The 11,982-nt window shown below is 41.9% G+C and carries 11 protein-coding genes; 2 read left to right on the forward strand and 9 right to left on the reverse strand.

Going from position 1 to position 11,982, the window contains the following annotated elements; all coding sequences use genetic code 11:
• Nucleotides 1-215: 215 nt before the first annotated feature.
• The 6 genes from lysS to FO442_RS05105 form a co-directional block, all read right to left on the reverse strand.
• On the reverse strand, nucleotides 216-1,919 hold the full coding sequence (gene lysS, locus FO442_RS05080; RefSeq protein ID WP_144332072.1) for a lysine--tRNA ligase: 1,704 nt from the start codon (nucleotides 1,917-1,919) through the stop codon (nucleotides 216-218).
• A 197-nt stretch (nucleotides 1,920-2,116) separates the two neighbouring features.
• Nucleotides 2,117-2,992 carry a hypothetical protein gene (locus FO442_RS05085; RefSeq protein ID WP_144332073.1) on the reverse strand — a complete coding sequence of 292 codons (876 nt, stop codon included), beginning with the start codon at nucleotides 2,990-2,992 and terminating at the stop codon, nucleotides 2,117-2,119.
• 6 nt (nucleotides 2,993-2,998) lie between these two features.
• Nucleotides 2,999-3,964: a pseudouridine synthase gene (locus FO442_RS05090; RefSeq protein WP_144332074.1), complete on the reverse strand. Its 966-nt coding sequence runs from the start codon at nucleotides 3,962-3,964 to the stop codon at nucleotides 2,999-3,001.
• Nucleotides 3,965-4,171: 207 nt separating this feature from the next.
• On the reverse strand, nucleotides 4,172-4,561 hold the full coding sequence (locus FO442_RS05095; protein ID WP_246073818.1) for a YraN family protein: 390 nt from the start codon (nucleotides 4,559-4,561) through the stop codon (nucleotides 4,172-4,174).
• Nucleotides 4,562-4,666: 105 nt separating this feature from the next.
• A complete protein-coding gene (locus tag FO442_RS05100) occupies nucleotides 4,667-6,373 on the reverse strand; it encodes a toxin-antitoxin system YwqK family antitoxin (RefSeq protein WP_144332075.1) in 1,707 nt (568 codons plus the stop codon).
• 58 nt (nucleotides 6,374-6,431) lie between these two features.
• The gene (locus tag FO442_RS05105; protein ID WP_186279911.1) at nucleotides 6,432-7,079 is read right to left on the reverse strand and encodes a LysE family translocator; all 648 of its coding nucleotides are present in this window, start codon (nucleotides 7,077-7,079) and stop codon (nucleotides 6,432-6,434) included.
• Between the two features lie 207 nt (nucleotides 7,080-7,286).
• Between FO442_RS05105 and FO442_RS05110 the strand changes: the two genes are divergently transcribed.
• Nucleotides 7,287-7,646: a hypothetical protein gene (locus FO442_RS05110; RefSeq protein WP_144332077.1), complete on the forward strand. Its 360-nt coding sequence runs from the start codon at nucleotides 7,287-7,289 to the stop codon at nucleotides 7,644-7,646.
• A gap of 95 nt (nucleotides 7,647-7,741) precedes the next feature.
• The gene (locus tag FO442_RS05115; protein WP_186279913.1) at nucleotides 7,742-8,707 is read left to right on the forward strand and encodes an acyltransferase family protein; all 966 of its coding nucleotides are present in this window, start codon (nucleotides 7,742-7,744) and stop codon (nucleotides 8,705-8,707) included.
• Between the two features lie 54 nt (nucleotides 8,708-8,761).
• On the opposite strand, the gene FO442_RS05120 is transcribed toward FO442_RS05115, so the two are convergent.
• From FO442_RS05120 to FO442_RS05130, 3 genes are read right to left on the reverse strand one after another with little or no spacing between them, the layout of a single operon-like run.
• Entirely contained in the window at nucleotides 8,762-9,478 is a 717-nt protein-coding gene (locus FO442_RS05120; RefSeq protein ID WP_144332079.1) for a glycosyltransferase family 2 protein, read from the reverse strand.
• Between the two features lie 29 nt (nucleotides 9,479-9,507).
• Nucleotides 9,508-10,164: a CoA transferase subunit B gene (locus tag FO442_RS05125; RefSeq protein ID WP_144332080.1), complete on the reverse strand. Its 657-nt coding sequence runs from the start codon at nucleotides 10,162-10,164 to the stop codon at nucleotides 9,508-9,510.
• 5 nt (nucleotides 10,165-10,169) lie between these two features.
• Nucleotides 10,170-11,963 (reverse strand): hypothetical protein, encoded by a 1,794-nt coding sequence (locus tag FO442_RS05130; RefSeq protein WP_144332081.1) that lies wholly within the window; start codon nucleotides 11,961-11,963, stop codon nucleotides 10,170-10,172.
• Nucleotides 11,964-11,982 lie beyond the last annotated feature (19 nt).

The following is an 11,982-nucleotide window of genomic DNA, read 5'->3' on the forward strand; positions in this document are numbered from 1 at the left end:
TAATTGTTTCACAAGAGGATAGATCGAAGTTTGATAAAAATAGTTGCTTGCTTCGGTGAGTTTGTGAGAATTTTGTTGATTTATCAATTCGGGAATAAATTCTTAACAATTAAATACCCTGGTAACTGGTGGGTAATCTTACACTTATCCCCAAAAACGAAAAATCCCTGGGCCGCCGAAGCAAGCCAGGGATCTTAATCTATATCGGTAATGGTTTATCCTACCAGGTCCACGCTCAGAATATCATCTGTTTTCGTCACTTTCAACAATCCATGTTTCGTCAACCCTTTGATACTTGTATCCCAAGCCTTATTGCTCAAATTCACGGATTCCTTCAATGTGAGTAAGTTCATACTTTTTTCGCGTTGCATGATATCGAAGATCAACTGTTCATTTTCATTCAGAACAACTTTCACCACTTTTTCCGGTCGCATCTGAGGGAAGAACAATACCTCCTGTATGGAAGGATTATTAGTCAGGTACATAATCAAACGGTCCATTCCAATTCCCAACCCGGAAGTAGGGGGCATCCCATATTCCAATGCACGCAGGAAATCCTGATCGATCAATCCGTTTGCTTCATCGTCTCCTTTTTCTGAAAGGCGCACCTGGTCCTCAAAACGTTCACGTTGATCAATCGGATCATTTAATTCCGAATAGGCATTCGCAATTTCTTTTCCGCAAACCATCAATTCAAATCGCTCGGTCAATTCAGGATTATCGCGGTGTGTTTTACACAATGGAGACATTTCCTTCGGGTAATCCGTAATGAATGTCGGCTGGATGTAATTTCCTTCACATTTTTCACCGAAGATCTCATCAATCAATTTTCCTTTACCCATGGTGTCGTCTACCTGTATCCCCATTCCTTTCGCGGCAGTTCTCAATTCATCTTCCGATTTTCCGGCAATATCGAAACCGGTGAAATCAATGATAGATTGACGCATGGTTACGCGTTTGTAAGGAGCTTTGAAGCTGATTTGGTGCTCACCGAAAGTGCATTCTGCAGTTCCGTTTACGGCTATTGCGCAATGTTCCAGCAAACGCTCTGTAAAATCCATCATCCAGTTGTAATCTTTGTACGAAACATAGATTTCCATAGCTGTAAACTCGGGATTGTGTGTTCTGTCCATTCCTTCGTTGCGGAAATTCTTGGAAAACTCGTAAACTCCATCAAATCCGCCAACGATCAGTCTTTTCAGGTACAGTTCATTTGCGATTCGCATGTATAATGGAATATCCAACGCGTTGTGATGCGTCACGAATGGCCGTGCAGAAGCTCCGCCCGGGATTGCCTGCAAAATTGGTGTTTCAACCTCCATGTAGCCGGCATCGTTGAAGAAGTTACGCATCGCTGAAAACAGCTTGGTACGTTTTACAAACACCTCTTTCACCTGCGGATTCACCACTAAATCAACGTATCGCTGACGGTATCGCATTTCCGGATCTGTAAAGGCATCGTGTACCTGTCCTTCCGCATCTGTTTTTGGGAGCGGGAGCGGTTTTAAGGATTTGCTCAACAACTGGAATTCTTTCACGTTTACGGAAACTTCTCCTACCTGCGTTTTGAACACTTCTCCTTTGATTCCGATGAAATCACCCAGGTCCAGCCACTTTTTGAACAAGTCATTGTAAAGCATTTTGTCTTCTCCCCGACAAATTTCATCGCGGTTAAAGTACACTTGGATTCTTCCTTCGGAATCCTGTAATTCAGCAAAAGAAGCTTTTCCCATAACGCGCTGACTCATCATTCTACCTGCCATGCAAACGGTTTTTCCTTCTTCAAAGTTGTTTTTGATGGACGTGGAATAATCGGTTACCGGGTAAAGTGCTGCAGGATAAGGATCGATTCCCGCATCGCGTAAATGTTGCAACGTTTGTCGTCGCTGGATTTCTTGTTCTGATAATTCTTGTGACATTTTTTTGTGATGTTAAGACCTCAGGATTTTAAGATTTTAGGACTTTAATCCGAGGTTATATTTTAATAGTTAGTATATAATTAATAATGTTCAAATGTTCAAATGTTCAAATGTTCAAATGTTCAAATGTTCAAATGTTCAAATTGAACCCTTTAAACTTTTGCATCCCGATAGCTTTCGGGGCTTTGAATCTTGTATCACCAATGCGGACAGCTGTCGCACCCATTCTTGGTTTTGATGTAAAATAACAGCCCCAAAGATACATTATAGGAAGCTAATCCGAAAGCTTGTTTTGCACGTTGGTTCCGGTCATTCGGCCGGGTTTTCACTCCAGGAAGATGCGCAAATGCCAATCCTCCTTCTGCCTGAATGAATACGTGCTTGAAAAATTCCAATCGTGCACTGGCATTTGCTCCGATTCCATAACCGGAAAGTGCCGTCGAACGATTCGTTTGCTCATTTGAAAACAAAAAATTGGTCGTAGTTAGCATCGGACCTAAGTTCAAACCCACGTTTCCCGTAATGGCAAATTGTCTCCTGTCTCCCAGTTCAACCAGGTCGAATGAACGCATCAGCTCGATTCTCAAATAATTCAGTGCTCCGGAATGCTCGTAATGGAAATGGTTCGGATCTACCAAAACCGATTCTTGGTTGTAATTCCCATCCCAAATGGAATCTGCAGTCATGTCAAAATGCCCGTCTAAAGTCACTTCTTTATCGTGGCGCATAACATAGTTGTAATGATCTACCCCGACAGACAATGCCCACTTTTCGGTAAAATAGTAACCAATCCGGAAGTTGTATTGCGGAATCGTTATATTCACCGGATTCAGATACAGGTTTGCCCCGAATTTCGGTTGTCTGTCTGTCGCCCTTACACCTTTCAATGTGAAATCGTAATCCGATCCGATGAAATGGATTGTGGAGGGAGTATAAGCAGTGCGGTTATAACCCCAATAAAGGAAAAGGGTACCGGCATTGGTACTTCTCTTGCGCTGATGCTTCCTGATCTGGGCATCGGCCGGGGTTGCAATAACTGCTAGAAAAAATAAGAATAACAGCTTTCTGTGCATGTTGAATTATTTAGTCATTTTTAGAAAATGAACTTCTTTCTCTGTTAAATGGCGATAATAACCTCTTGGCAGATCTTTTTTTGTCAGGCTGGCAAATTGAACACGATCCAGCTTCACAACTTCGTATCCTAATTTTTCAAACATACGGCGCACGATCCGGTTTTTTCCCGAGTGAATTTCGATTCCGACCTCACGCGCAGATTTTCCGTCTGTGACATATTCTGCTTTATCGGCCTGGATACGTCCGTCTTCCAATTCGATCCCGCGCATCAGCAATTCCAAATGTTCTTTCTGTACCGGTTTGTCCGTTTCCACGTGATAGATCTTTGTTGCTTCATAACGTGGGTGAGTCAACTTTTTTGCCATATCCCCATCGTTTGTAAATAACAACAACCCGGTGGTATCGCGGTCCAATCGACCAACAGGATAAATGCGCTCCTTACAGGCATTGATCACCAGCCCCATAACGGTTTTTCTTCCCAAAGGATCATCCATGGTCGTGATGAATCCTTTCGGTTTATTCAAAAGTACATAACGTTTGGTTTCCGCATTAATTGTTTCCCCGTCGTATTGTACTTTGTCTCCTTTTTTGATCTTGTATCCCAATTCGGTAATGATCTCCCCATTCACGGAAACAACTCCTGTCTGGATCAACACATCTGCTTCCCTACGGGAACAAACCCCGGCATTCGACAAATATTTGTTCAAACGGACATCGTCTTCATTGAAAGTAGGCAAGGGATCACCTTTGCGAACTTTTGGTTTGAAATGCGATTTTGAAGATCCTTCGGCACCTTCCGGTTTTGGTCTGGAAGAGTTGCTTTTCGGAGCTGCCGATCTTGATTTGGCAGCATCGGGTTTTCCAGCATTTGCGGTTGGTTTCCCGGTTCTGGAAGTTGGTTTTGAACTAGACTTTGTTCCTCTTCCTGTTGTTGTACGGCCTTTCCCTGTACCTGTTTTTCTTGTGTTCATCACGAGCAGAATTTAATGTTTACTATCGCAGTAGACGCTGCAAAGATAAGACGTTTCAGTCAATTTTGTTACATAACTGAAAATCAACTCATTTAATTGAGAATTGAAAATGCAGAATTGAAAAGTAAATGACATTCATTTGCTTATGCAGATTTTATCAAAGGCAGGGTTTTCTCTCCTTTTCAATCGTCAATTCTCCATTTTAAATCACGTCGAAAATGCATCTTCAATATGCTCCAGTTTGGTGCGGAACTGGTTGTGAACGATTGAAATAATATCGAAGCGGACTTCATTCGGAAGATCACGGGATTGAATGTATTCATTGGCACAAAAGATAATTTGCCGCTGTTTCTTTCGGGTAACTGCCATCCAGGGCTCTCCAATCTCTGCAGTTTGCCGCGTTTTGACTTCCACAACGACAATTTTTTCGTCCTTTTCGGCAATGATATCAATCTCAAATTTTAAATACCGGTAATTGACTTTGCGGATGAGGTATCCGTTCTTTAAAAGAAACTTTTGAGCCATCTGCTCCCCGAAAATTCCTAATTCCTGGTCTGTCATGCGCCTTTTCTTATATAAGTTAAGAAAAAAGGTCATTTAATGCAAGATTTTGCGAAGTTCAAATCCCGATAGAAATCGGGGTCAAAAGTTCAAAGAAGATTCGTTTAAACACTTTAAACTTTTTGAACCTTTTTAACAGGCTTAACGCGTTTTGAACTCAATATTGCTTCCGCCGGCTCCCTTGATGACTTGTTGCCCGAATTCAAATTCCAGTTCTTTGGCTACTTTTCCGCGCTTGTCGTAGATCTTCATTTTCCCGTGTTTCAAACCGTCTTTGTATTCGGTCTCTGAAACCAGGTTTCCTCTTCGGTCCAATTCTGTAGATTTTCCTTCCAATAACCCGTTTTTGTAAGTTGTTGTGTTACTTGGAATATGTCCTCCGGGCCAATAAGTGTACCAAACGCCGTCTTTTTCGCCGTTCTTGTAATCTCCCTCTTCGGTTTTTTTATAGTCTTTTTGAGAGTAGGAAACTGCGTGTCCGTCTTTGATGCTTTCTTTCACGTCAAAGTCCTTGAGCGGGCCGTTTTGAATTTTCGATTTCTTGATAATGACCTTGTAATTGAACACATCTTTTGGTTTTCCATTTTCGAAAAAGCTCGTCCATTCACCGGTCTTTTCTCCCTCTTTGTAGTTCCCGAAGATGTTTGGTTTTCCTGTGGGGAAATACGATTCCCACTTGCCATGCAATAAACCGTTTTTAAAAGTGGCAATGTTCTTTTCTTTTCCGTCTTCCCAGTAGTTCACCCAGGTACCTTCTTCCTTCCCTTTTACATATCTTCCGGACATCAGCAGTTGCCCGTTTTCATACCAGGTATCCCATTGGCCATGCTTTTCATCGTTTTCGTATGGGCAGCTTTTAAACTTGCTTCCGTCTTTGTAAAAGTACTCCCAGGTACCCGTTTTTTTATCGTGATCGTATTCCGCGTAATTGCGCAATTCTCCCGTCGGATACCAATAGGTCCATTTTCCGTTTTGCTGGCCTTTATCAAAAGAACCTTCCATGTCCTTGGTTCCTTTTTTCGTGTACCAGGTCCACAAGCCGGATTTTTCCCCTTTGGAATACGTACCTTCAACGTTTACCTGTTCATTGTCATAGAAGTATTTGTACTCGCCGTCAAGTTTCCCGTTTACATAGTTGCTGATCTTCTCTTTTTTACCGGTATAGTAGAAAAAGTTCCAGGTACTGTCCTTTTCTCCGTTTTTGAACTTTCCATTGATCAGCAGGTATCCGTAGATAGAGTATTCTTCAAAAGGACCGTCTTTTAATCCGTCTTTATAGTTGTACCATTCCTTTTCCATTCCCGTATCGAAGAATGTCAGGTATTCACCGGTGCCGTTCTTTACCATTTGGGTGTGAAGACTGTCCGGCATCCAAAATTCGCGCAAATAGGTCGTAGAATCGATGATTTCTTCTACTTGTTTCTTTTGACCCGTGAGGTAGTAATATTCCCAGATCCCATTGGGAACCCCGAACTTGTAATTTCCCTGGACACTTAATTTCCCGGTTTCGTTCCATTCACGGAAAATGCTGTCCTGTTCTCCCATTTTGAAATATCCTTCCTGCTTGTTTTTGCCATTGGGATGAAACGAAACGACTCTTCCGTGTAATTTTCCGCGATAATAGTTGCGTTCCTCGATTACCGTTCCGAACCGGTCATAATACAACCATTTTCCGTGTTTATCCCGTGATTCACCCAATAAATCTTTATAATAACTTCCAATTGATTCCAATTTGGTTTGTTGAAAGTCATAGTAGTTTCTTTCCTTGGTCGTCAGGTTTTCTTTGTTTATAACCTGGGCCGAAAGAGTAAAAGAGAATAAAGAAATGAGGATGCAAACGAACTTCATGGAATTTGAATGAGTTTTTCTACTTAATAATCATGAATCAAAGGAAATGTTACAGGAACTACTTTGCAAGGAAGCCTTTGATTACCAATAATACTCCGGTTCCGATAATAATCAGTCCGATTAACCGGTTCAGACCAACCAATACTTTTTCCGTAATGAAGGGTCGCAGTTTTTTTGCACCGAAGATCTTCAAAAGGTCCACAGAAAAGAAGGTCATCATAATAATGAGGATATACCAGTAAGTACTTTCATCGATTGCATTAGTGGTGCTTTTTTTCCCGTCCGCACCCAACGCAATGACCGTGATCCAGTAAAAAATGACTCCCGGATTGGCAAAATTCAACAAAAACCCTTTGAGCCCCAGCAAGATTAAATCCTTCGTTTGGTTGTTCAGCTGTTCGGCTTCTTTTTTATCCTCCTTGGGTTTTTTCAATAAGGTAACTAGCCCAAAGATGACCAAAACAATTCCTCCAACGATGGAAATGATATGTCCGTATTCCCCGGAAGTTATTTTGCTCACTTCCGAATAGAAAATAAGCGCAATAATGATGTAAATGAGATCCGATAGCAACACGCCGACGTCAAATGCAATGGCGGCACGAATTCCTTTACGGATACTTGTTTCCAGAAGAAGAAAGAATACCGGTCCGATCATTATACTGAGTATAAATCCGGTGATAATCCCTTTGAGTATAATATCTAGCAAAAGTTTGGTTTTTCTGTTTTTTACAAATATAGTCATTCGTTTTCTACGTGTAAGCTCTCATTCCAAAAGAAGCAGGGTATTGATGCGAAATTCAGTTGATTTTGTAAAAAAACACCGCAGATGTTATTTTTACTGCCAATAAGTCATTACATTTGCATGTCTTGAAAGTTGTCACAAAGTAGTTACAACCTTGAAAATAAGTGAAGTATGAAAACGGCCATTGCCAATAAAAAATTAGAAACGATTATTTCCAAAGTGGAAAAAGAGGGAATTGCGTACAAAGGTCTTGTGGATGATTTGAAAGAATTGCGTGAACAAGCTTTAAAAGAGCAGGATCCGTTGGTGGTGAAGGTTTTACGTTTATCATACGAATATTTGCTGGATAGAAATGGGTTTGACGTACAAGCACAGTATGAAGAGGACGAAGAAGGAAATGAATATCCTTTGGAAATTGAAGATCAGGAAAACTTTTTATACTTGTTGAATTTGTTGAAAAACGCCGAACACAAGATCAATAGAGAAGAAATCAAAGATTACCGTACAGCCCTAAAACAGGAATTGTACTAAAATCACCGGAAGATACGTTTGAACCCCGATGCTGTTTGTCAGTTTCGGGGTTTTTTGTTTGGTTTTGGGAATTTCCAAGTATTTTTAGCAGCACATTGGGAAAGGAAAAGAAATATTTGGGCCATATTGAATCGCTGCGTGCGTTGGCAGCATTGATGGTACTTGTTTTTCATTTCCTGTCTTTCGAAGGCGTTCATGGCTTTTTGATCACTAATGAGACCATTCGTACCTGTTCCAAATTTGGAGCTCAGGGAGTGGAGCTGTTCTATATCATTTCGGGTTTTGTGATTTATTATTCACTGACCAACGCGTCTTTTGGGATTCAAAACTACCCGAAATACCTGTTGAAGCGTTTTGCGCGGATTTTTCCTCCTTTTCTTGGAACAATTCTACTGATTTGCCTCGTAGCTCTGTTATGGAAAGGAAATTACCCCTACACAGCAAAACAAGTTCTGGAAAATGCGACGCTTAGTGTGGATGTTTTTAACGATTCGGAATGGATGAATCCGATTTTCGTTACCTTGAAAGTGGAATTCCTGTTTTACCTGATTATCGGTTTCTTGATAATTGTTTTGCGCAGACATGTGCTGATCTATTCATCGGTACTTGTTGCCGCGCTGGGAAGTGTTTTCTTTTTCCATTCCACGGACCTGGTGCACAACATTCCGTTTTTTGTGGCCGGTATATGTTGTTCGGAAATCTATAAATCGAGGAACCAGCCGGTCAACTATGTCCTTCTCGGATGTTCACTGCTTGTATTGTATGTTGTATTCCCTGCGGAAGACCTGGTAGTATGTATTATCGGGATTGTGCTGATCCTGTGGCTAAAGATCCGCAGCCGCGCACTGGAATGGACCGGAGCATTTTCCTACTCACTTTACCTCACACACGGGCTTTCGGGAGGTTTATTCCTTTATTTGACAAAAAATGAGAAATACCTGGACCTGAACAGTTGGCTGGCTCTTGTATTGGCGATAGGTGTTGCGCTAACGTTTGCTTACGGTTATTACCGAATCATTGAAAAGCACGCGATACGCTGGTCGAAGCATATTAAGTATTAGAATGATCAATTGAATTATCAAGAAGTAATCTCTTGATAATTAGCCAATTCATAATTAGTTGGTGAAGCGGTACTTAATAATACAGTAAATCGCTCTGAACCCGTCTCTCCATCCAATTTTTTTACCCTCTTCGTAAGTTCTTCCGTAATAGGAAATACCCACTTCATAAATACGTATTCCTTTACGTTTTGCTAGTTTTGCGGTTATTTCCGGCTCAATTCCAAAACGGTTTTCCTTGATTTTAAGGTCCTTTGCAATAGTAGCACGAATCAATTTATAACAGGTTTCCATGTCTGTCAGGTTTAAATTCGTCATCATGTTGGATAAACCTGTCAGGAATTTATTCCCTTTGGAGTGCCAGTAGAAAAGGATCCGGTGCGGCTGGTGTCCCATAAAACGGGATCCGTAGACAACATCGGCATTATCCATATAAACCGGTTTCAACAAAAGATTGTATTCTTCAGGGTCGTATTCCAGGTCGGCATCCTGGATAATGATATATTCACCGGTAGATTCCTGGATTGCACGGTTAATTGCAGCTCCTTTTCCCTGGTTATGAGGTTGGGAGAACAAACGAATATCCATTTCGGGATTTGCTGCCATATATGCTTCAATTCGCTCCACGGTATTGTCCTTGGAGCAGTCATTCACAATTACCAGTTCTTTGTGAACATTGTTTTCCAATTGTACCTTTTTGATCTTGTCCAGGATCAGGTGAATGGTTGGGCCCTCGTTGTATGCCGGAATAAGAATGGATAATTTTTGAATCATGTTGGAATAACGTAAAAAAAGGAATTTTATTAGATGTTCATTTCAGGCACAAAATCCGGAACAACCAGATCCCCTTCCGTTTTGGAAACGATTTCTTCTACACTCACTCCCGGTGCACGTTCGATGAGATGGAATTTGTTGTCCCTGATTTCCAATACGGCCAATTCGGTCACCACCTTCTTCACGCAACCAACTCCTGTTAACGGTAAAGTACACGCTTTCAGTATTTTTGATTCTCCTGCTTTATTCGAATGCATCATGGCTACAATGATATTCTCTGCTGATGCGACCAAATCCATCGCACCGCCCATTCCTTTGACCATTTTCCCGGGGATCTTCCAATTGGCAATGTCTCCGTTCTGGGAAACTTCCATTGCTCCGAGCACGGTTAATTGCACATGTTGTCCGCGAATCATGGCGAACGATGTGGCCGAATCAAAAATGGAAGCTCCCGGTCGTAAAGTAACCGTCTGTTTTCCGGCATTGATCAAATCCGGATCTTCTTCTCCTTCGAACGGAAAAGGTCCCATTCCAAGAATCCCGTTTTCAGATTGGAATTCAACTTCGATCCCTTCAGGAATGTAGTTTGCAACCAAGGTTGGGATGCCAATTCCCAAATTCACATACCAGCCGTCTTGCAGTTCCTGTGCAATGCGTTTTGCTATTCCGTTTTTATCTAGTGCCATGTGCTTTATTTTAACTCTATAATCTGAATGCTCGGATGTGTAAGCTTGAAATGCTTTCTTTCCGGATTCCAAATATAAATAATCAATCGGGATTCTTCGTTGAGAAAATGCTTTGCAGCATAAGGGTAATCCAATTTGAACTGTTGCACGTGCTCTCCGTAATACCAGCGAAGATTTTGGTAATCGTATCTCAGGTTCACATCCAGAGAATCATTCGTTGAAACGACGACATTGAAATCATTCAATCCCTTGTCGGTTTTCAGGTCGCCTTTCAGATGGATCTGAATGAGTTTGTTGCGCCATTCCGGACGGATCGGCCCGTCGTAGAATAAGATAAACTCTTCATCGGATTGCTTCATCTTCCCGATCGAATCGAATAGATGGACCTGTGTAAACGATTTTTTTCTTCTCAAAGCAATGTAGTCACTTGCAGGATCCCGTGCCACTACCCGATAGGCACTGGTATCGTCTTTCGAAAATAGCCACGTGGTTTTGGTGAGTATCAGATCACTTCCCGGAATAAAATCCTTTTGTAGAGTCCCGATGTGTTTTACTCTGCGTTTTGGGTTCGTTCGTTCGAAGTAGGCATAGGTCAGCTGCTGGATCGGGTAAATGCTTACCGTTTCATGCGGTTTTAAGTCTTTTGTAGCGTTTTTGTAGAATGCGCTGCTCATACGGTCATCCGGAGAGAAAACCGATGTGTTTAAATTCAATTTTGCGATAAAGCTTGCTGGGAAGAACAGCAGTACGACTAAAACATATTTGGAGATTCTATTTTGGGCAAACAAGGCAGTCAAGGCCAAAATGCTCAAGGGGATCAGGTACATGGCAGCTCGGTCTTCCGGGTAATTGACCTTCATGACTTTTGCCAGGAACAGGATTGCAAAAATGTTTCCTGCAATCAGCAGGCACAGCCAGAAAGAAGTACTTGTAAGGAACTGCATCCAGGATTCCTTTTTCCATTGCAGGAAGAGAAGAACCGCTCCCGTCAGCCCAGTTAAAAGGTAAACGATCCGAAGCCAGTTTGCATCGTAAAACAGGACGTAGCGTGAAAGTGTTTTCCCGGTAACCCACCAAAGACCGTCCAGGCTTCCGTAATATAAGGCTCCGGCCTGTTTCAGCTCGAAACTGAACTCGATCAGCGGAATGAGTGAAAAGCAAAAAACAAGGACAAAAAAGACGTGAAAAACCAAGGCTTTGATCCCAATTTTTTTGGAATGAAGCAGTGTAATGAAAACGATATATGCTACGATAATCAAACCGGTAATGAGGTAAATCAAATTGGAAAGGATGGCCAAATGAAGAAATAACAGCAGTAAAAGGAGGTGACCGGTGTGTTGTTCTTTCAGCCACAAAGACAGTTGCAGTAAAGCTGCCATGAAGAACCCGATAGCCAGTCCGTAGCCTCTCGTATAACTGAAATAATCAAAGATCCATGGAATGGTATTCAATGCAACGAAGCAGAACTCTCCCCAAATACCCAGGTTCAGGTTGCGGGTCAGTTTCCTGGCCGACCAGAAATACAGGCAAAAACAAGCGATGGCCGGAAGTCTGAACAGGAAGAAGGATTCACCGAACAAACGATACGACAGGTTTCCCAGCCAGCTGTTCAATAAATGATTGTTGGCATCCATTAAAGACCGGCCGCCCCTGATTTCTCCCGTTTCGATGTAATGGAAATACGTAGCAACTTCGTCGTGAATCGGTTCAACGATCCAGGCTCTCAAAATGGCATAAACCAGTAAACCCAAAAAAAAGGCCCAGGTAAGAAGTTGCGTCTTGGAGTTTCTTTGAATCAAAGCATTGGAATTTAATTCG

The organism is Fluviicola chungangensis, assembly GCF_007558725.1.
Lineage (GTDB): Bacteria > Bacteroidota > Bacteroidia > Flavobacteriales_D > Crocinitomicaceae > Fluviicola > Fluviicola chungangensis.

Coding starts and splice junctions, on each gene's coding strand:
- FO442_RS05085 (WP_144332073.1), bottom strand. CDS start 2,992: ATGCACAGAAAGCTGTTATTCTTATTTTTTCTAGCAGTTATTGCAACC.
- FO442_RS05110 (WP_144332077.1), top strand. CDS start 7,287: ATGAAAACGGCCATTGCCAATAAAAAATTAGAAACGATTATTTCCAAA.
- FO442_RS05125 (WP_144332080.1), bottom strand. CDS start 10,164: ATGGCACTAGATAAAAACGGAATAGCAAAACGCATTGCACAGGAACTG.
- FO442_RS05120 (WP_144332079.1), bottom strand. CDS start 9,478: ATGATTCAAAAATTATCCATTCTTATTCCGGCATACAACGAGGGCCCA.
- FO442_RS05090 (WP_144332074.1), bottom strand. CDS start 3,964: ATGAACACAAGAAAAACAGGTACAGGGAAAGGCCGTACAACAACAGGA.
- FO442_RS05100 (WP_144332075.1), bottom strand. CDS start 6,373: ATGAAGTTCGTTTGCATCCTCATTTCTTTATTCTCTTTTACTCTTTCG.
- FO442_RS05095 (WP_246073818.1), bottom strand. CDS start 4,561: ATGACCTTTTTTCTTAACTTATATAAGAAAAGGCGCATGACAGACCAG.
- lysS (WP_144332072.1), bottom strand. CDS start 1,919: ATGTCACAAGAATTATCAGAACAAGAAATCCAGCGACGACAAACGTTG.